17 protein-coding genes are annotated in these 18,705 nt (G+C 72.5%); 9 read left to right on the top strand and 8 right to left on the bottom strand.

Features of this window, described 5'->3' with window-relative positions; all coding sequences use genetic code 11:
- The first annotated feature begins 80 nt into the window (after positions 1 to 80).
- On the top strand, positions 81 to 821 hold the full coding sequence (locus ACWIF2_RS31210; RefSeq protein WP_454364231.1) for a class I SAM-dependent methyltransferase: 741 nt from the start codon (positions 81 to 83) through the stop codon (positions 819 to 821).
- A 57-nt stretch (positions 822 to 878) separates the two neighbouring features.
- Here ACWIF2_RS31210 and ACWIF2_RS31205 read toward each other — a convergent pair whose 3' ends face one another.
- Positions 879 to 1,091, bottom strand: coding sequence for a hypothetical protein (locus ACWIF2_RS31205; protein WP_454364221.1), 213 nt, complete (start codon positions 1,089 to 1,091; stop codon positions 879 to 881).
- A gap of 221 nt (positions 1,092 to 1,312) precedes the next feature.
- Here ACWIF2_RS31205 and ACWIF2_RS31200 point away from each other — a divergent pair, with 221 nt between their 5' ends.
- Entirely contained in the window at positions 1,313 to 2,512 is a 1,200-nt protein-coding gene (locus tag ACWIF2_RS31200; protein WP_454364219.1) for a bifunctional adenosylcobinamide kinase/adenosylcobinamide-phosphate guanylyltransferase, read from the top strand.
- 105 nt (positions 2,513 to 2,617) lie between these two features.
- On the opposite strand, the gene ACWIF2_RS31195 is transcribed toward ACWIF2_RS31200, so the two are convergent.
- Entirely contained in the window at positions 2,618 to 3,655 is a 1,038-nt protein-coding gene (locus ACWIF2_RS31195; protein ID WP_454364218.1) for a class I SAM-dependent methyltransferase, read from the bottom strand.
- Between the two features lie 156 nt (positions 3,656 to 3,811).
- On the opposite strand from ACWIF2_RS31195, the gene cobT reads away from it, so the two are divergent.
- Together cobT and ACWIF2_RS31185 are read left to right on the top strand one after the other, a co-directional pair.
- The gene (gene cobT, locus ACWIF2_RS31190) at positions 3,812 to 4,912 is read left to right on the top strand and encodes a nicotinate-nucleotide--dimethylbenzimidazole phosphoribosyltransferase (RefSeq protein WP_454364216.1); all 1,101 of its coding nucleotides are present in this window, start codon (positions 3,812 to 3,814) and stop codon (positions 4,910 to 4,912) included.
- A gap of 141 nt (positions 4,913 to 5,053) precedes the next feature.
- Positions 5,054 to 5,752: a hypothetical protein gene (locus ACWIF2_RS31185; protein ID WP_454364230.1), complete on the top strand. Its 699-nt coding sequence runs from the start codon at positions 5,054 to 5,056 to the stop codon at positions 5,750 to 5,752.
- Here the strand turns inward: ACWIF2_RS31185 and ACWIF2_RS31180 are convergent.
- Entirely contained in the window at positions 5,692 to 6,456 is a 765-nt protein-coding gene (locus ACWIF2_RS31180) for a hypothetical protein (RefSeq protein ID WP_454364214.1), read from the bottom strand. The genes ACWIF2_RS31185 and ACWIF2_RS31180 overlap by 61 nt on opposite strands.
- A gap of 60 nt (positions 6,457 to 6,516) precedes the next feature.
- Between ACWIF2_RS31180 and ACWIF2_RS31175 the strand changes: the two genes are divergently transcribed.
- Together ACWIF2_RS31175 and ACWIF2_RS31170 are read left to right on the top strand one after the other, a co-directional pair.
- Positions 6,517 to 7,299: an adenosylcobinamide-GDP ribazoletransferase gene (locus tag ACWIF2_RS31175; protein ID WP_454364213.1), complete on the top strand. Its 783-nt coding sequence runs from the start codon at positions 6,517 to 6,519 to the stop codon at positions 7,297 to 7,299.
- Between the two features lie 83 nt (positions 7,300 to 7,382).
- Positions 7,383 to 7,988: an RDD family protein gene (locus tag ACWIF2_RS31170; protein WP_454364211.1), complete on the top strand. Its 606-nt coding sequence runs from the start codon at positions 7,383 to 7,385 to the stop codon at positions 7,986 to 7,988.
- Here the strand turns inward: ACWIF2_RS31170 and ACWIF2_RS31165 are convergent.
- From ACWIF2_RS31165 to ACWIF2_RS31145, 5 genes are all read right to left on the bottom strand, one after another.
- Positions 7,948 to 8,730 carry an endo alpha-1,4 polygalactosaminidase gene (locus ACWIF2_RS31165; RefSeq protein WP_454364209.1) on the bottom strand — a complete coding sequence of 261 codons (783 nt, stop codon included), beginning with the start codon at positions 8,728 to 8,730 and terminating at the stop codon, positions 7,948 to 7,950. The genes ACWIF2_RS31170 and ACWIF2_RS31165 overlap by 41 nt on opposite strands.
- Positions 8,727 to 9,386, bottom strand: a complete 660-nt coding sequence (locus tag ACWIF2_RS31160) for a spherulation-specific family 4 protein (protein WP_454364207.1) — start codon at positions 9,384 to 9,386, stop codon at positions 8,727 to 8,729. Before ACWIF2_RS31160 ends, ACWIF2_RS31165 begins: the two co-directional genes overlap by 4 nt.
- Positions 9,383 to 10,900: a hypothetical protein gene (locus ACWIF2_RS31155; protein WP_454364206.1), complete on the bottom strand. Its 1,518-nt coding sequence runs from the start codon at positions 10,898 to 10,900 to the stop codon at positions 9,383 to 9,385. Before ACWIF2_RS31155 ends, ACWIF2_RS31160 begins: the two co-directional genes overlap by 4 nt.
- On the bottom strand, positions 10,897 to 12,420 hold the full coding sequence (gene pelF / locus ACWIF2_RS31150; RefSeq protein WP_454364204.1) for a GT4 family glycosyltransferase PelF: 1,524 nt from the start codon (positions 12,418 to 12,420) through the stop codon (positions 10,897 to 10,899). Before pelF ends, ACWIF2_RS31155 begins: the two co-directional genes overlap by 4 nt.
- 107 nt (positions 12,421 to 12,527) lie before the next feature.
- The gene (locus ACWIF2_RS31145; protein WP_454364202.1) at positions 12,528 to 14,561 is read right to left on the bottom strand and encodes a hypothetical protein; all 2,034 of its coding nucleotides are present in this window, start codon (positions 14,559 to 14,561) and stop codon (positions 12,528 to 12,530) included.
- Between the two features lie 355 nt (positions 14,562 to 14,916).
- Between ACWIF2_RS31145 and ACWIF2_RS31140 the strand changes: the two genes are divergently transcribed.
- The 3 genes from ACWIF2_RS31140 to ACWIF2_RS31130 all read left to right on the top strand — a co-directional run.
- Positions 14,917 to 16,443, top strand: a complete 1,527-nt coding sequence (locus ACWIF2_RS31140; RefSeq protein WP_454364201.1) for a leucyl aminopeptidase — start codon at positions 14,917 to 14,919, stop codon at positions 16,441 to 16,443.
- A gap of 294 nt (positions 16,444 to 16,737) precedes the next feature.
- Positions 16,738 to 18,126, top strand: coding sequence for a dihydrolipoyl dehydrogenase (lpdA, locus tag ACWIF2_RS31135; protein WP_454364200.1), 1,389 nt, complete (start codon positions 16,738 to 16,740; stop codon positions 18,124 to 18,126).
- Positions 18,127 to 18,188: 62 nt separating this feature from the next.
- Positions 18,189 to 18,705, top strand: a 517-nt coding sequence (locus ACWIF2_RS31130) for a biotin/lipoyl-containing protein (RefSeq protein WP_454364198.1), incomplete at its 3' end; no start/stop codon positions are given.

Genomic DNA, 18,705 nt, shown 5'->3' with positions numbered 1-18,705 from the left:
CCACAACGCCGTTTTCCGAGAGCGCGGCGGATGCCCGGGGGACCGGGCCGGGCGGGCTGCGCGATGTCGTCCGGCAGGAGCTGGTCGCCCGCCAGCTGGACGAGCAGATATCCGGGCGGTTCCCGGTCGGGCAGCGACTGCGGGTGCTCGACGTGGGCATGGGCCGGGGCACGCAGGCGCTGCGGCTGGCCCGGGCCGGGCACCAGGTGACCGGTCTGGAGCAGGACCCCAAGATGGTCGCCGTGGCCCGGGAGTCCCTCGCGGGGGAACCCGAGGGCATCCGGAAGCGGATGCGGATCATCGAGGGCGACGGCCGGGACACCGGCGTGCACTTCCTGCCGGGCGCTTTCGACGTGGTGCTGTGTCATGGCGTGCTCATGTACGTGGAGGAGCCCGACCCGCTGCTGGCGGGGCTCGCCCGGATGCTCGCGCACGGCGGGCTGCTGTCCCTGCTCGTGCGCAACGGCGACGCGCTCGCGCTGCGGCCGGGGCTGTCCGGCGCTTGGGCCGACGCGCTGAGCGCCTTCGACACGACCGCCAACCTCCCCCATTCTCGAAAAGACTCGAACGGGGGGACCCCCATCCGCCTGGGGCTCGACGTACGGGCCGACCGGCTGAAGGATCTGACGTCGACGCTCGCGGGGATCGGGGCGCCGCTGCACGCCTGGTACGGGGTGAGCGTGTTCACCGACTCGGCGGAGGACGGCGCGGAGGTCCCGGACGACGCCGAGACGCTGCTCGCGGTGGAGGAGAAGGCCGGGCGGACGGACCCGTACCGCGGGGTGGCGGCGCTGCTGCACCTGTGCGGTGTGCGGGGCTGACGCCCCCGGGTCCGCGGAAGAGGGGGTGGGCGAGGGCCGTCGGCCCCCGCCCCGGGCTCACGCCTCGGCCGCGTGCAGACTCATCGGGCCGTAGATCTCCGTGGCGTCCTCGAACAGCCGCACCTGGTCGGCACCGCCTTCCTGGAGGGCCTTCCAGTGCTCCCCGATCCAGGACTCGGCATCCCCCTGGGTGGGGAAGTCCTCCGGCGGTACCGCGGGCTGGACCTCCGCCCCGTCGGCCTTCTCGAACCGCCACGTCCATGCCGCCATGTACGCCTCCCATGTGTGAACACACTGCACAGCGGGAGCCGGATCTTGGTCCGGCTCCTGTGTCGAGCCTAAGCGTTTCGTTGGGTGGGGCGTTATAGGCGTTGCGGGAGTGCGGGTTGTCGGGCGTGTGCGGGTGGTAGTGGGCTGGTCGCGCAGTTCCCCGCGCCCCTTGGGGGCGTCGCCGCCACGCATGTCCCATGGCCAGGGGTGAGAATCGGGGCGTGGAACTTACTCTGCTCGGTACCGGCGCTCCCGCGGGGCTGCCCCGTCCTGACTGTCCCTGTGCGAACTGTTCGGCTGCTCTCGGGCCGGATTCCCGGGCGGCCACCGCGTTGCTCTTGGACGGGGCGCTGTTGCTCGATCTGACGCCCGGTGCGGCGTTCGCGGCGGCTCGGGCGGGGCGGTCGCTGACCGGCGTGCGGCAGGTGCTGTTGTCGCATCCGCATGACGGGCCCGCGGTCGAGGTGCCGGCCGGGCTGCCGCAACCCGGACGGGTGCCGGACGGGCAGGAGTTGACGCTGTTGACGGGGCACCGGGTGCGGGCGGTGGCCATGGACGCGCCGGGCACCGGGTACGCGGTGACCGGGCCGGAGGGGCAGCGGCTGCTGTATCTGCCGCCGGGCGGGGCGCCGGCGGGGCTGGCGGAACCGGCCGAGCCGTACGACATGGTCCTCGCGGATGTCGTGGGGCGGCCGGACGCGCTGGCGAAGCTGCGGGCGGTGGGGGCGGTGGGGCCGACGACCGATGTGGTCGCCGTCCATCTGGACCATGACGTGCCGCCGGGCGCGGAGCTCAGGCGGCGGCTCGCGGCGGCCGGGGCGCGGGCGGTGCCGGACGGGGCGACGCTGGCGGTGGGGGCGTACGAGGACGTGCCGGACGTACCGCGGCGGACCCTGGTGCTGGGCGGGGCGCGGTCGGGCAAGTCGGTGGAGGCCGAGCGCCGGCTGGAGGCCTTTCCCGACGTGCTGTACGTGGCGACGGGCGGGTCGCGCAACGGGGACACCGAGTGGTCGGTGCGGGTGGCCGCGCATCGGGAGCGGCGGCCGGGGTCGTGGCGGACGGTGGAGACCTGCGACCTGGTGCCGCTGCTGGCGGAGGAGGGGCCGCCGGTGCTGGTCGACTGTCTGTCGTTGTGGCTGACGGATGCGATGGACTCCGTCGGGGCGTGGGACGACGCGGTGTGGGCGGAGCGGGGGGAGAAGGCGTTGCGGGAGCGGGTGCGGGAGTTGACGGAGGCGGTGCGTTCGAGTCGGCGGGTTGTTGTCGCCGTGTCGAACGAGGTGGGGTCGGGGATTGTGCCGTCTACTGCGTCGGGGCGGCGGTATCGGGATGAACTGGGGCGGTTGAACGCGGGGTTCGCGGAGCAGTGTGAGCAGGTGCTGTTGGTGGTGGCGGGGCAGGCTGTGGTGCTGCGGGGGTGAGGGGTGCGGGGCGTTTTGGGCTGAGGGCGGGTGGGTCCGCAACCCGGCGGAGCGGGGTGCCGCTGCGCCCACCCGTGCCGCCCTTAGCGGCACGCATGCCCGCAGCTACGTGCGCTTGTGGGCGATCAGGCGGTACGTGTTCGCCAAGCGTGTGCGGCGGGCCAGCGGGGCCAGTAGGTGGTCTGCCAGGGCCGCTGCACCCACCAGGGGGAGGCCCGCTCGTAGGAGGGCCTCGCGGGCGTGGCGGTGGAAGGGGGGTGGGGGGATGGCTCGCCAGGGGGTGTCCGGGGCGGGGAGGGCGTGGGAGAGGGCCAAAGACGTCGCGCCGGAGAGGTCGTGGGGGATGTGGGTGGGGCGGTGGTCGAGGGTGAGCACCGTGCAGCCGGTCGTCTCCAGTTCGGCCCGTAGGTTGCGCGGGGGCAGCAGGTGGAGGTGGCGGGGCTGGTCGTAGGGGAGCCACCAGCGGCCCAGGAGCGCGGCGAAGACGCTGCGGGGGTCGAGGGTCTCGATGAGCAGATGGCCGCCGGGGCGCAGGACGTAGAGGGCGGCGCGGAGTTCCGCGCGGGGGTCGGGGGCGCCCTCCAGGTGGTGGAGCATGCTGACCACGTCGTAGCGGGCGCGCAGCGGGCCCGAGATCCGGGGGTCCGACAGCCGGCCGACGTGGGCCTCCTCGACGCGTTCGGCCGGGACGGCCCGGACCACGTCCGGGGTGTCGTCAAGGCCGTCGAAGGAGGTGTACGGGAAGAACTCCCGGGCCGTCGCCGGGAAGCGCGCGTGGCCCGTCCCCACGTCCAGCCAGCTCTCCGGCTCCCCGAAGGGCAGCATCGCCCGGGCCGCCGACCGGTGGCGGTCCTGTCCGGCGCGCAGTGCGATGAGGGCGTCGGCCGTGGGGTCCCTGGGTGCTCCGCGCACGGTCCGGCGGTAGTGGACGAGGCCCTCGGCCGTGAGGCGGGGGTTCTGGAAGGTGTGGCCGCAGTCGCGGCAGTCGTCGACGGTGAAGTTGCCCGGCTTGTACTGCCGCAGGTCACCGGTGCGCAGCCGGTTGCGCAGCCGGACGGAGCCGCACCAGGGGCAGTCCTCGCGGCGCGGTTCGTGGACCGGCGCGGGCGTCTGGGGCACGGAGGGGGCGGGAAGTTCGGGCATGGGCGGCTCCCGGGCGCGAGACGTACGGCAGGGACGTACGACAATCCGCTGCAAACAGGAACGTATGGGATGCCGATCTTGGGTGCAACGACGTCGCCGTGACGGAGTCGCGATGTGGCGCCGTGCTGTTCGATCGCTGCCGGTACTGTTCGGCGAATGAGCTCGCTTAATCTCGACGACTTCACCGATCTGATCGAGCGTCCGGACGGCGGGGTCCGCCGTGACGCCGAGGCGCGCCGGGAGCGGCAGATCGTGCCGCCAGGATCGCTGGGCCGCCTCGACGAACTGGGTGAGTGGCTGGCGGCGGCGCAGTCCGCGGTGCCGGTACGGCCGGTGGACCGGCCGCGGGTGGTGCTCTTCGCCGGTGACCACGGCGTCGCGGAGCTGGGCGTCTCGGCCCGGCCGGCGGGCGGTGCCGGTGAGTTGGTGCGCGAGGTACTGGAGGGCGGCAGGCCCGTCTCGGTGCTCGCGCGGCGGCTCGGCGTGCCGGTGCGGATCGTCGACATGGGCCTGGACTGTGACCCCGAGGCCCTGCCCGAGGACGTCGTACGGCACCGGGTGCGACGCGGCAGCGGGCGGATCGACATCGAGGACGCGCTGACCCTGGAGGAGGCCGAGGCGGCGTTCCGGGCCGGGGTCGCGGTGGCCGACGAGGAGGCCGACTCCGGTACGGATCTGGTGGTGCTCGGCGATGTGAGCGTCGGCGGGACGACGGCGGCGGGCGTGCTGGTCGCGGCGTTGTGCGGGGTCGACGCGTCGGTCGTCACCGGGCGCGGCGGGCTGGCGATCGACGACCTGGCCTGGATGCGCAAGTGCGCGGCGATCCGCGACGCGCTGCGCCGGGCCCGGCCGGTGCTCGGGGACCAGTTGCAGCTGCTGGCGACGGTGGGCGGGGCCGATCTCGCGGCGATGACGGGCTTCCTGCTGCAGAGTGCCGTGCGGAAGCTGCCGGTGGTGCTCGACGGGGTCGTGACGGCCGCGTGCGCGCTGGTCGGGCAGCGGATCGCGTTCCGGGCGCCGGACTGGTGGCTGGCCGCGCACGACAGCGGCGAGCCCGGGCAGGCGAAGGCGCTGGACCGGATGGCCCTGGAGCCGCTGCTGACCCAGGGTGTGACCGTGGGCGAGGGCGCGGGCGGTCTGCTGGCGCTCCCCTTGGTGCAGGCCGCGGCGGCGCTGGCGGCGGAGCTGCCCGAGAAGCCGAAGGAGTCGGAGAAGCCGGAGGTCACGGAGGACTCCGTGGTTCCCTCGGAGGAGTAGAAGCCCGGGAGATCCAGGTCACGCACACCTGGCTCAACTTCGTCCCGTTCCGGTCGGTCTTCGCGTGTGGTGTCGGTTTGATTGAGCCACAGACGCCGCGCACACCCGCTGCCGCACCGGCCCATGGACGAGGACGACCCGATGACCACGCTCGCCCGCTGGGCCCGCGCCGAATGGGGGCGGCTGTACGCCGCGGTGCGCGGGCCGCTGCGGGAGCGGCGGCTGCGCGCGGTGCCGATGGCGGCCGGGGCGGTGTGCCTGACGTCCGTGCTGCACTTCGTGCACAACCAGTCGTGGGGGTACCGGTTCGTTCAGAACATCGGTGCCGTGCGGGCGGAGGACCCGCTGTGGCTCGCGCTGCTGCGGACGCCGCTGTCGCTGTTCGTGCCCGCGCTCGATCTGCCGGTGTGGGGTGCGCTGGCACAGATCCTGCTGGTGTTCGGTATCGCGGAGCTCTGCCTGGGGTGGCGGCGGGCCCTGTTCATCGCCTACCTGGCGACGCTCGCGGGCACGCTGTACGCCCGCCTCGGCATCTGGGTGGGCCCGGACTCCCCGCTGGGCCTGCCCGCCTCGGACGCGTGGGTCGTGGACACCGGGCCCTCGGCGGCGGTGGTGGGTCTTGCCGTCTACCTGGGCCTGCGCTATCGCGCGTATGTCACGGCGGCGGTGGTGACCATGGCCATGGTCGTCGAGGTCGCCGTGAAGGAGAACCTCGCGGGCAAGGAGCATCTGGCGGCGATCGCGGCCGTGCTGGTGTTGTACGCGGCCGGTGCGCTGCGTCAGTGGTGTTCGAGGGACCGGACGGGCTCGGGGTCGGGCGCGCCGCCGATCCAGTCCTGAAATCTGCGCCGGGGGCCCACCCAGCGGCGGTCGTGGTGGTAGGCCCGCAGGCCGGATTTCGCCCGGGCGCGGGGGCGGTTGCGGTAGAACCGCTTGGCCCACGGCGAGGTGGGGCGGGCCAGCCGTACGGCGCCGATCAGGGCGACGAGGGGGATGATCACGCCCAGGACGGCGAGGCGGACCTTGCCCTTGAACAGGGCGACGAGGGCGAAGGCGAAGTTCACGACGACGTTGGCGAGGACGACGGCGCGGTTCTGCTGCTGGTCCTCGGAGAGGTCGTTGACGCCCAGCGGCGAGAAGCCGAGCAGGAGCAGGCCGACGAGGGAGGCGGTGAGGACGACCATCTCGACGCTCTTGCGGCCGGCCGGGGTCCAGTAGACGTCGGCGAGGTGCAGGACCAGGGCGAACTCGTCGAGGACGAGTCCCGCCCCGATGCCGAAGAGCACCGCGGCCAGACACGAGCCGAAGCCGTGCTGGCCGCCGGCGACCGCGCCGAAGCCGCCGACGATCGTCAGGATGACGCCGGGGACCACGTGGTGGACGTGGACACCACCGCTGCCGCTGATGTTGCGGAAGGGGCCCTTGCCCGCCCGGATGAGACGGGTGATGCCCCGGGTGATCAGAAAGGTCATCACGAACGAGATGAGAGCGAGGAGCAGCGGCAGCTTGCCGGGTTCCATGATGTTCGTCTCGAACCATCCCATATGTGAACTTTATCCTCGGCCGCCGTGCCCGCTCTCCTGACCGGCCGGTAGCCTGCGCCGGTGCCCGCTACCTCGCCTCTCGACGGTCTCCGCTTCGCCTTCGGCACCCTCACGGTGTTCCCGGTCCGGGTGACCCGGTGGGACCGGGAGGCCGCGCGCGGCGGCATGCTCGGCGCTCCGCTCGCGGGGCTGGCCGTCGGCGTGGCCGCCGCCGCCGTCGGGCTGGTGCTGCTGTTCCTCGGCGCGGGCGGGCTGCTCGCCGCCGTGGCCACCGCCGCCGTGCCGGCCGTCCTCACCCGGGGGCTGCATCTCGACGGGCTCGCGGACACCGCCGACGGGCTGGGCAGCGGGAAGCCCGCCGAGGACGCGCTGCGGATCATGAAGCAGTCGGACATCGGGCCGTTCGGAGTCATCACCCTCGTCCTCGTCCTGCTCGCGCAGGTCGCCGCCCTCGCCCAGGCCTACGACGCCTCCTGGGCCCGGGGCGCCTTCGCGGCGGTCGTCTCCGCGACTCTCGCCCGGCTGGCCCTGACCCTGGCGGCCCGGGCGGGTGTCCCGGCGGCCCGGCCGGAGGGGCTGGGGGCGGCGGTCGCGGGCGTGGTGCCCCTGCGCGGGGCGCTGCTCACCGCCGTCGCCGTCATTGGGGCCGCGGCAGCGGTGAGTGCCTTCTGGGGGCCGTACGGCGTGGCACGGACCGTGTGCGCGGTCGTCCTCTCCCTGGCCGCCGCCGAAGCGCTGCTGCGGCACTGCACACGCCGCTTCGGCGGGGTCACCGGGGATGTGTTCGGCGGGCTCGCGGAGACGGCGGCGACGACGGCGCTGGTCGTTCTGTCACTGGGCTGAAACGATCTCCCCGTCCCTCTCCTGCACCGGCCGCCCGGCCGCTAGCTTCGTCCCCCGAACACACAAGTGATCGGGGGATGTTCATGCCGAAGCTGCGCCGTGCCGTGGCCTGGTCCGTCGACTTCGCACTGGTGGTGGCGCTGGCCTCGGCGCTCGCCGTGCTCACCTTCCACCGGATCTCCGCGCTCGTCACCGACGTGCCCGAACTCGCCGCCCGCGGCGGCCTGGACCTGCTGACCTCGCGCGGCGACATGCTCGACGCCTCCCAGGACCTGGGGCTCAGGCTGTGGGACAAGTCGGTGCTGTACGTCGAGCAGGCCTTCGGGCTGCTGGTGCTGACGGTGTTCCTCTACCAGTGGGCGTGCCTGGCGCTGGCCGGGCGCACGGTCGGCAAGGCCCTGGCCGGGCTAAAGGTCACGCCGAGCCTCCCGCGCCGGGCAGCGCGCCGGGCAGCGGTCACCACCGCCGCGGACGTCGCCGTGTACGCGATGGCCTGCGTGCTGCTGGTCGAGGGCCAGGTCGTGCTGTCGGTGCTGGTGTGGGCGGTCGCCGTGTCGCTGTTCCTGCTGAACGCGCTGCCGGTCCTCTCCCCCGGCCGGCGTTCCCTCGCCGACCGGGTGGCGGGCACGGCGGTCTCCGGCGTCCGGCTCAGCAGGCCTGTCGCCACACCCCTAGTTCGTACTTCTTGAGCAGCGAACTGAGCTTCAGGCGGCGGGACTCGGCGCAGAAGCGGCGGGTGGGCAGCTCGTACTCGACGTGGAAGACGGCCTTGCCCGCGTCGACGAACGGCTTCAGGGCCGCGCACTCCCCGTACTGGGCGCACTGCTCGTTGACCGCGAAGTCGAAGTCCCCGACCAGCTCGGGGATCTGGTCCAGGTCGTTCTTGAGGCCTACGGCCAGGCCCCGGTCGTGGGCCAGGCGGGCGATGAGACGGTTGTAGCGGAGCTGGTCGGCGGCCTTCAGCGGGAAGCCCGTCTCGTTGCGGTAGCCGTCCATGTTGTCGGGCTCCACCGCGTCGAAGCCCTTGTCGCGGCACATGTCGATCCGGGCCGCCATGAGGGGCTCCAGGACGTCGGTGCGGCGGATGTCCAGCCAGCGTTCGCCCTTCCAGCCATTGCCGCGCCCGAGGACGGCCCTGGGGAACTTCCCGGCGTCCGGGCGGAACTCCTCCCAGGCGCCGGTGGACAGATAGCAGATGACCTTGCGGTCCTCGCGGTGCAGGCGCTGGACGGTGGCCTCGGAGTGGTCGAAGCCGTCGATGTCGTAGACCGGCACGTCGACGGAGGTGTCCAGGCGCCCGCTGAGCTGCCACTGCCAGGCGGTGCCCGGCCGAGGCTGCCAGCGCGGACCCGGTTTGTCGTCGGCCTCCTTCTGGGTGCAGCCGGCGAGCAGCAGGACGAGCAGGGCGACGAGCAGGGACGTGCGTCTCACGGGGTGTTCTCCGGGTGGTGCAGGGTGTACGGCAGTGTCCCCCAAGGATGATCGCCGCTGCCGGGCACAGCACAGTGCACCGCCGCGCCCCGCGCCCGAGCCAGGCCCTCCGGGTCGGCGTCGGGCGGCACGTCGTACACCAGGTGGCACAGCCGGACGTCGCCGCCTCCGGGCCACGGCTCGGGGCGCAGCGCGCGGTACGACGCCCAGCTGCCCTCGAAGGTGACGAGGACGTCGGCGATGCGGGCGTAGCAGGGGTGCGGTGCCGTGCCGTGGTTGAGGACGAGGGTGCCGCAGCCGACACCCCAGGCGGCCACCGCCAGCCGCTGGTAGTACTCGAACTGCTCGGGCCCGGAGGGGACCTGGTCGAGGAAGGCGCCGTCGGTGCCGTACCAGTCGCGGTGCCGGGTGAGGTCGCGGAGGACGTCGGTGGTGGCGCGGCGGCCGTAGTCGGTGTCGGCGTACCCGAGGACCCGGACGCCCGCGTCCCGCAGCCGGGCGGCGACCTCGGCGAAGGCCGCGTCGGGGCGGTCGCCGGGCCCGCTGGCCGGGTTGAGGACCACCCCGTAGAGGCGGGGCGCGGCCGCCACGATCGCCTCCCATTCGGCGGGGCGTACGGACGGGTGCTCGTAGTACGGGACCAGGAGAGTGCTCATCGATGGGCTGTTGCCCTCCCCAGCAGGGCGCACACCAGGGCGCCTTGGACGACGGCCGCCGTGCCGTACACGGCCAGGCCCGCCGGGTGCGGGTCCCCGGTGTGCGTGACGAGGAGCAGGGTCTGGGCGAGGGCGGCCGCACAGCACACCGCCGTCGCGCCGGTCACCGCGCCGAACGACTGGAGCAGCAGGCCCGTCCACAGCACCACGCCCAGCAGGAGCAGCCCGGCCAGCCGGACGCCGCCGGGGACCGGGGAGTGCGGCCACAGGGCGGAGGCGGCGAGGCTGAGTAAGAGCAGGGTGGCGAGGTAGGCGGCCAGGCATGCGACGACGGTGAGGACGGTGGTGCGCCGGAAGGCTCCGGCGGTGCGGCTGGAGCGCAGTGCGGCGAGGCTGTCGCCGCGGAATCGATACAGCAGCCACTCCGCGGGGCCCATGCTGAGGGTGAGCGCCACGGCGGCAGGGGCCGCGACCGCGCTGCCGGTCTCACCGGCGAGGACGTCGCCGAGGGCCGCGTACAGCACGAGAACGCCGGTGGCGAGCCCGAACAGGGCGTACGGCAGGGAGCCCGTGAGCCGGGGCCCGGTGGAGCGCCGGGGCGCGGGGGCGGGGGCGGTGCCGGACGCGCCCAGCGGGAGCAGGGCGGTGAGACCGGCGGTCCAACCGCCCTCTTCCTTTGCGGCCGGTGCCACTTCGCGCACGGCGAGGGCCGCCACGGCCGCCAGGGAGCCCAGCAGGAGAACCAGGCTCACGGCCTCCGGCAGCGGGTCGGCCAGGGAGAGGACCGCGCCCGTCGCCATCGGCGCGAGGGCGGCCAGCAGGAGCCGTTCGCGACCCATCACCAGCAGGACGGTCGCCGCCGCCAGATACCAGGACTGCCCGGCGGCGAAGGCGACCGCGGCCGGGGCGGCACCGGCCGCGCAGGCCAGGGAGACCAGGGAGCCGAGCAGGGCGCCGGCCGGGGCGCCGAGCAGCAGGGCACGCCGGGCGGCCGTCCGGTCGCCCAGCCCCAGCCACGCGTACGCCCGGTGGGCGAGGCCCTGGTTCCACGTCCAGCCGCACAGGGCTCCGGCGAGCAGCGGGACCGTGCCCGCGGGGAGGCCGAAGTCGTCGTCGCCTGCGAACAGGGGCGCGCCGAGGACGTAGGCGAGGCCGGGCAGGGCGAAGACGACGCCGCGCAGCAGGCAGCCGAGCAGGCCGGTCCGCCAGGGGTCGGGCACCGGCCCGTCGGGCTCCGGGTAGCGGCGTTCGACGCGTTCGTAGAGGGTCTCGGCGAGCGCGAAGGAGTTCTTGACGCCGTACCGCTCGCGTATCTGGTCGTCGGAGAGGCCGTCGGACTCCAGCAGGGCGGCGATCTCGTCCGGGTGGACGGCCGCGGCGATGAAGTCCTCGAGCCGGGCGGCGAGTTCGTCCACCGGGTCGGGCCGGGCCCAGCTCGGGGTGGCGCGCTGCCGGGGGATGTACGGCAGGGTGTCCGGACGGGAACCCGGCGGGAGCCAGACGCTTCCGCTCACCAGTCGGCCCCCTCCGTCGCCACGGCCGCATACCACGGGTCGCGCAGCTCCAGGGTCCAGTCGGCGACCATCTCCAGCGTGGGCTCGTACACCTCGTCCTCGCCCGCGAGTTCCTTGTAGACGGTGCGGAAGGCGTCCACCGAGCGGCGCAGCGTGAACCGGTCGATGACGCGCCGGCGCGACAACGCGCCCAGTTCGAGACGCCTTTGGTCGTCCTTGAGCAGGGTCAGCGCGGCGGCGGCCATCTTCTCCGGCTCGCGCGGGGGCACGACCAGGCCCGTGTCGCCGACGGCCTCGCGCACCCCGCCGACGTCCGTCGACACCGTCGTACGGCCGCAGGACATGGCCTCGATGATGGAGAACGGGAAGCCCTCGGAGATCGACGACAGCATCACCAGGTGCCCGGCCGCGTAGGCCCGCCAGACCTCGGTGATACGGCCCTCGAAGGTCAGCCCGTCGGTGACGCCCAGTTCGGCGGCGAGCTTCTCCAGGCGGGTCCGGTAGGCCTCGCCGCCGGGCGGGACCGGGCCGAAGAGCCTGAGCCGGGTCGCGGGAATCTCGGCGCGCACCATCGCGTAGGCCCGGATCAGGGTCTCCAGGTCCTTGATGGGGTCGATCCGGCCGCACCAGGAGAGGGTGGGGACCTCGGGCTCGGGGCCGGCGTGCGGGAAGGCGGCCGGGTCGACGCCGTTGTAGACCGTGCGGATCTTGCCGGCGTCGGCGCCGCCGCGCTCCTCCCAGCGGCGGTTGTACTGGTTGCACGGGGTGATCAGATCGGCGGCGCGGTAGCCGTAGGAGTTCAGCTCGCGGTAGAAGCCGAGCATGAACGCCTTCACGGGCCAGCGCTGGGCGTCGCGGCGGTAGCCGAGATAGCGCTCGCGCAGATAGATGCCGTGCTCGGTGAGCAGAAACGGTACGCCGTCGAGGTGGCGGGCGGCGAGCGCGGGAAGGGTCGCGAGGCCGCTGCTGACGGCGTGGGCGACGGAGTCCTCGGGGATGCGGACGCCCAGGGGCCTGAGGGCGTGTTCCAGGAGGTCGGTCGCGGTGAGGGCGTCGTGGACCGTGGGGCGTGCGGCCGCGGTGGGCAGATGCGGCATCGTCCAGATCCACATCAGCGACCGCAGGGCCGACTCGGTGCGCAGGGCCGCCGAGAGGCGGCCGTCCCGGGCGAGTTCGGCCAGCTCGTTCAGGGACGTGCCGAAGTCGGTGGGCGAGCCGGGGTCGAGGAAGGAGAGCAGGAAACGCTCGTAGGTGTCGGTGAAGCGGCGGCGGGCCTTGCCGTAAGGAGGCCTCGCGCGGCCGGGGCGGGGGCCCCAGGTGGGGACCGAGGTGTGGGCGTAGACGTTGGGCGGGAGGTCCCAGGTGACGGGTTCGCGGCCGTTGCCGGTGAGGGAGACGATGTGGAAGTCGACCTCCGGCATGCCCTTGACGAGTTGGTCGCACCAGGTGCTGACGCCGCCGTGGACGTGTGGGTAGGTGCCTTCTGTGAGCATGGTGACGTGGCGCCCTGTTCGCCTCATGCGGTGATTCCCCCTGTGTTGCGGATGTTGTGCGGGGAGCTGCTGCCCGGATGCCGAGTGCGGCTTCGTATGGGCTGGTCGCGCAGTTCCCCGCGCCCCTAAAAGCCTTAGGGCAAGTTCAGCGTGAGCGCCGATTGGAGTGCTGCCGGGGTCGTCCAAGCCGAGCGGGATCCTGCGTACTGGGTGCCGAATGCGGTGGTGCCCAGCAGGAGCTGTTTCCTGGTGCCCTCCGGGGCGGTCGCCGGGATCTGGGTGCCGGACGGGGCCGTGATGGTGATGGTGTTGCCGATGCGGTATGCCGTTACGCGGCCGTTCGTCAGGGCGGTCTGCCAGGCGGCGCGGCGTTGGACCTCGGTGCCGATGGCGCTGTGCCGGGGGTTCTCCAGCGGGGTGTTGTCGGCGAACAGGGCTCGGTAGTCGGTCAGTACCTTCTCCATGACCGGGTAGAGCAGCCGGTCCTCGGCCAGGTTGGACTGGTGCGCGTAGTGCGGCCGGGGGTCGCCCGCGAGGGCGTGTCCGAGGGCGGTGCGCGCCTCCTGCGGGACGATGTGCTCGGCGTAGCCGTTGGTGGTGTCGAGCGGCTCGTCCAGACAGGTCGAGGTGGGGTTGTCCTCGCAGACGCCGCTGCCGCCGTCGCCGCGCGAGGTGTAGATCCAGTTGTACTCGTCGGCCATCTCGGCCGCCGTGCCCACGTTGTAGTACACGTTCATCGGGTGGCGCGGGACGGTCAGGGCGTTGCCGATCGCCCGCTGCGCGGGCTCGCGGGAGTTGTCCGAGGCGATCCATCTGACGCCGGTGTCGGCGAGGGCGCCGGACAGGTTGGGGTTGTCGTCCGGCTGCTGGGGCAGCGTCCTCAGGCCCGAGTGCTCGCCGGTGACCAGCTCGGTGCGGTCGACCGGGAGGCCCTTGCCCACGGCCCAGTTGTGGTTGTCGCGGATCTGCGCGGCGATCTCGGCGCGGCTCATGTACCGGGTCGAGCCGTCGGCGTTCTTCGCGCAGCTCCACGGCACGCTCGAGGTGTCCTGGACGCAGCCGAGGAAGGGGTGCGTGTAGGTGTGGTTGACCCAGCGGTACTGGGCCTTGTCGGCGAGCAGCCGGTCGGTGAGGGCGTCGGTGCCGCCGTGCTCGCTCTTCCATTCCTCGCCGGAGCCGGCGTTGTAGACCATGTCCATGGTGAAGCCGTGCTCGCGCTGCCACTGGGCGGCGTAGGCGGCGTCGTCCGCGGTCATGCGGATCGGAGTGGTGCCCTCGCCGTCGCCGCCCGCGCAGTCGAAGTCGCCCGGGGTGCAGTCGCGTTCGGTGTCCCAGCGGCTGTCCGGGGCGAACACGTCGTCGACGTGCACCGCGAAGGAGTTGCGGGTCTGCCCCAGGTGCACGCCCTGGGTGAGCCACTCGACGATGCCGCGGGCGAGCAGCCGGAACTGCTGCTGGTTGCCGTTGTAGGCGAAGGTCACGACGAGTTCGCGGCGGCCGTCGTGGGCGTACTCGCCGACGAGGCTGCCGCGGCCGGTGCCGCCGGGCACGGGGATGTCGACGTAGCTGGTGAAGCCGGCCCGGGGCCGGGCGACGTAGCCGTAACTCTCCTGTACGCCCGGCGCGTTGTCCTCGAACCGGAAGGCGCCGTCGAGGTAGCCGAACCGGCCCGCCTTCCCGGCCGCGGTGACGGATGCCTCGCGGCCGTCAAGAGTGCCCGCCCAGCCACCCTCGCTGGTGTAGTCGAGGCCGACCTCCGGGTGTGCCCAGGTGTAGGCGTCGACCTGCGGGATGCCGTACGTCCGTTCGTAGGTCTCCAGGGCGGTCTGCTCGGCGGAGCCCGCGCCGAACGGGGCCTCGTTGGGCAGGACGACGCCCTGGTACTTGGCGCGGGGTCTGCCGTTCACGGTGTCGCTCAGGAACGACTCGGTGATCCTCGGGCGGCCGGAGTCGTTCAGGTCGACGGTGGTGTAGGGGACGCCCGTGGTTCTGAGCTGGGCGGTCACGGCCTGGACGGGGCTGTCGCCGTTGTCCACCACGAGCACCTTGAGATCGATGCGCGGTTCCTCCGCGGCCGCCGCCCCGGGTGCCGTCGCCCCGGCCGTGATCATTCCTGCCGCCGTCATCGCGGCGGCCGTGTTCCGCCAGCTGCGCGCACGCTGCGCCATGGTTCCTCCCCCAGAAGATCCCAGAGATCCCCTTGCGGTCGAACAGAGGCCGAACAGAGGAGGATCAGTGAAAATCATGCAAAGCGGCGAGCGGGACTCTCGTCGGATCCGAGCGAGTGTGACCGAGTTCACCGCCATGCGGGATCAAGAAATGGCTACTACGCGACCGACAGGTGAACACCCGCAGTAATGAGCGAACGCGACCACGCGCGTAGTCTCGTCGTCGAGTGTTCGCCGCACCGGGGAAGGCCCCGTGGACACCGGTCCCTGACGTCGGAATAGGGTCGGCTCGGGCCCGGTCGACCCACACCGTTCGACCATCGCAACTTCACATCGGAAGCGAGATTTCACCACCGTGACTGCTCTCACTCTCAGCACCGCCGCGGCGCCCGGTCTGCGGGCCGACGCGATCGTGATCGGTGTCGCCAAGGGTGCCAAGGGGCCGGTCGTCGCACCGGGCGCCGAGGCCGTGGACAAGGCGTACGACGGCAAGCTCGCCGGCGTCCTGGAGACTCTCGGCGCCTCCGGTGCCGAGGGCGAGACGACGAAGCTGCCGGCACCGTCCGGTTTCAAGGCACCGCTCGTACTTGCGGTGGGCCTGGGCGCGGTGCCCGAGAAGAACGCCGACTACGACACCGAGGCCCTGCGCAAGGCCGCCGGCGTCGCCGCCCGTGCCCTGGCCGGGACGAAGAAGGCCGCCTTCGCCCTGCCGCTGACGGACCCCGCCGACGCCGGCGCGATCGGCGAGGGCGCGCTGCTCGGCGCGTACTCCTTCGACGCCTACAAGGGCAACGGCAAGGACGCCAAGGCGAAGAACGGCAAGGCCCCGCTCGCCGAGGTCGCCCTGCTCGGCGGCAAGCCCCGCGACAAGGCGTACAAGGCGGCCATCGAGCGTGCCGCCGCCGTGTCCGAGGAGCTCAACCGCGCCCGCGACCTGATCAACACCCCGCCGAACGACCTGAACCCCGAGGCGTTCGCCGCGGTCGCGCAGGCCGCGGCCAAGGAGCACGGCATCAAGGTGCAGGTGCTCGACGTGAAGGCCCTGGAGAAGGGCGGTTACGGCGGCATCCTCGGCGTCGGGGCCGGCTCGGCGGCGGGACCGCGCCTGGTGAAGCTGTCCTACACCTCCTCGAAGGCGAAGAAGCACCTCGCCTTCGTCGGCAAGGGCATCACCTACGACTCGGGCGGCATCTCGCTGAAGCCGGCCGGCCACAACGAGACGATGAAGTGCGACATGAGCGGCGCGGCCACCGTGTTCGCAGCGGTCGTCGCCGCCGCCCGGCTGGGCCTGGAGGTCAACGTCACCGGCTGGCTCGCCCTGGCCGAGAACATGCCCTCCGGTTCCGCGACCCGTCCGGGTGACGTACTGCGGATGTACAGCGGCAAGACGGTGGAGGTGCTCAACACCGACGCCGAGGGCCGGCTGGTGCTGGCCGACGCGCTGTGGGCGGCCTCCCAGGAGAAGCCGGACGCGATCGTCGACGTGGCGACGCTGACCGGGGCGATGGTGCTGGCGCTGGGCAACCGGACGTTCGGGATCATGGGCAACGACGACGCGTTCCGCTCCGCGGTGCACGAGGCCGCGGAGGAGGTCGGCGAGCCGGCGTGGCCGATGCCGCTGCCGGAGCACCTGCGCAAGGGGATGGACTCGCCCACGGCCGACATCGCGAACATGGGCGAGCGGATGGGCGGCGGGCTGGTCGCCGGTCTGTTCCTGCGCGAGTTCGTGGGCGAGGGGATCACCTGGGCGCACCTCGACATCGCGGGGCCGGCGTTCAATGAGGGCGGGCCTTTCGGGTACACGCCGAAGGGCGGCACGGGGTCGGCCGTGCGCACGCTGGTGCGGCTGGCGGAGCTGACGGCCGCCGGGGATCTGGGCTGACCTTCGCCTGAGAGCTCGGTCTCGTCCGTTGTGTGGCGAGTGCGGGGGCGTGGGGGCTGGTCGCGCAGTTCCCCGCGCCCCTTGGGCGTTGCCCTCCAGGCATCAAGGCTTGGCTCATCTGAACGTGGGGCGTCTCACACAGCAGCCCGGCGTCTCTTTGTGTGTCGACAAGTGCGAAGATGGGGCTCGGCAGGACAGGGCCCCACCGAAGGGCCGAAGAACGAGCGGCCGGACACCAGCCGCCTGCCGGTCAGTGAAGACCGGCGTACGGCGCACATGCATGGAGGACGTGACGTGGCGAACGACGCCAGCACCGTTTTCGACCTAGTGATCCTCGGCGGTGGCAGCGGTGGTTACGCCGCGGCCCTGCGCGGGGCGCAGCTGGGCCTGGACGTCGCCCTGATCGAGAAGGACAAGGTCGGCGGGACCTGCCTGCACCGGGGATGCATCCCCACCAAGGCCCTGCTGCACGCGGGCGAGATCGCCGACCAGGCCCGCGAGAGCGAGCAGTTCGGTGTGAAGGCCAGCTTCGAGGGCATCGACATCGCCGGCGTCCACAAGTACAAGGACGGCGTGGTCTCCGGCCTGTACAAGGGCCTGCAGGGCCTGGTCGCCTCCCGCAAGGTGACGTACATCGAGGGTGAGGGCCGGCTGTCCTCCCCCACCTCCGTCGATGTGAACGGCCGGCGCGTCCAGGGCCGCCACGTGCTGCTCGCGACCGGCTCCGTGCCGAAGTCGCTGCCCGGCCTGGAGATCGACGGCAACCGCATCATCTCCTCCGACCACGCCCTCGTCCTGGACCGTGTGCCGAAGTCGGCCATCGTCCTCGGCGGCGGTGTCATCGGCGTCGAGTTCGCCTCCGCCTGGAAGTCCTTCGGTGCGGACATCACGGTCATCGAGGGCCTGAAGCACCTCGTGCCGGTCGAGGACGAGAACTCGTCCAAGCTGCTCGAGCGCGCCTTCCGCAAGCGCGGCATCAAGTTCAACCTGGGCACGTTCTTCGAGAAGGCCGAGTACACCCAGGACGGTGTCAAGGTCACCCTCGCCGACGGCAAGGAGTTCGAGGCCGAGGTCCTGCTGGTGGCCGTCGGCCGCGGCCCGGTCTCGCAGGGCCTGGGCTACGAGGAGCAGGGCGTCGCCATGGACCGCGGCTACGTGCTGGTCGACGAGTACATGCGCACCAACGTCCCGACCATCTCCGCCGTCGGTGACCTGGTCCCGACCCTCCAGCTCGCGCACGTCGGCTTCGCCGAGGGCATCCTGGTGGCGGAGCGTCTGGCCGGTCTGAAGACCGTTCCGATCGACTACGACGGTGTCCCGCGGGTGACGTACTGCCACCCGGAGGTCGCCTCCGTCGGTATCACCGAGGCCAAGGCCAAGGAGATCTACGGCGCGGACAAGGTCGTCGCTCTGAAGTACAACCTCGCGGGCAACGGCAAGAGCAAGATCCTGAACACCACGGGCGAGATCAAGCTCGTCCAGGTCAAGGACGGTGCCGTGGTCGGCGTCCACATGGTCGGTGACCGCATGGGCGAGCAGGTCGGCGAAGCCCAGCTGATCTACAACTGGGAGGCGCTGCCCGCCGAGGTCGCGCAGCTCGTCCACGCCCACCCGACGCAGAACGAGGCGCTCGGCGAGGCCCACCTGGCCCTGGCCGGCAAGCCCCTCCACTCGCACGACTGACCCCCTCGGTCGAGAAGCGACGACACAGACTTCCGCACTTTCCGTAAGGAGCAACCGAAACCATGGCGGTTTCCGTAACCCTTCCGGCGCTCGGCGAGAGCGTCACCGAGGGCACTGTCACCCGCTGGCTGAAGGCCGAGGGTGAGCGCGTCGAGGCCGACGAGCCGCTGCTCGAGGTCTCGACCGACAAGGTCGACACCGAGATCCCCTCCCCCGCAGCCGGCGTCCTGGCCTCCATCAAGGTCGCCGAGGACGAGACGGTCGAGGTCGGCGCCGAGCTGGCCCTCATCGACGACGGCAGCGGTGCCCCCGCTGCCGCCCCGGCCCCGGCCGCCGAGCAGGTCGCCGAGCCCGCTCCCGAGCCGGCCCCCGCCGCCCCGTCCACCGAGCAGGCCGCTCCGGCGCCAGCTCCCACCGCCGACGCCGCCGCCGGCGGCGGCTCCGCCGAGGGCACGGACGTGGTCCTGCCCGCGCTCGGCGAGTCCGTCACCGAGGGCACCGTCACCCGCTGGCTGAAGTCGGTCGGCGACAGCGTCGAGGCCGACGAGCCGCTGCTCGAGGTCTCCACCGACAAGGTCG

It is taken from the genome of Streptomyces sp. NPDC055506, assembly GCF_053643595.1.
Note: the sequence above shows the minus strand (reverse complement) of the source record. Positions and strands in the feature narration are given on the sequence as shown.

Excerpts from the sequence above, each read along its gene's own strand:
- ACWIF2_RS31170 (WP_454364211.1), top strand. The coding sequence starts at position 7,383 with ATGCCGAAGCTGCGCCGTGCCGTGGCCTGGTCCGTCGACTTCGCACTG.
- cobT (WP_454364216.1), top strand. The coding sequence starts at position 3,812 with ATGAGCTCGCTTAATCTCGACGACTTCACCGATCTGATCGAGCGTCCG.
- ACWIF2_RS31205 (WP_454364221.1), bottom strand. The coding sequence starts at position 1,091 with ATGGCGGCATGGACGTGGCGGTTCGAGAAGGCCGACGGGGCGGAGGTC.
- pelF (WP_454364204.1), bottom strand. The coding sequence starts at position 12,420 with ATGAGGCGAACAGGGCGCCACGTCACCATGCTCACAGAAGGCACCTAC.
- ACWIF2_RS31160 (WP_454364207.1), bottom strand. The coding sequence starts at position 9,386 with ATGAGCACTCTCCTGGTCCCGTACTACGAGCACCCGTCCGTACGCCCC.
- ACWIF2_RS31185 (WP_454364230.1), top strand. The coding sequence starts at position 5,054 with ATGACCACGCTCGCCCGCTGGGCCCGCGCCGAATGGGGGCGGCTGTAC.
- ACWIF2_RS31195 (WP_454364218.1), bottom strand. The coding sequence starts at position 3,655 with ATGCCCGAACTTCCCGCCCCCTCCGTGCCCCAGACGCCCGCGCCGGTC.
- ACWIF2_RS31180 (WP_454364214.1), bottom strand. The coding sequence starts at position 6,456 with ATGGGATGGTTCGAGACGAACATCATGGAACCCGGCAAGCTGCCGCTG.
- ACWIF2_RS31145 (WP_454364202.1), bottom strand. The coding sequence starts at position 14,561 with ATGGCGCAGCGTGCGCGCAGCTGGCGGAACACGGCCGCCGCGATGACG.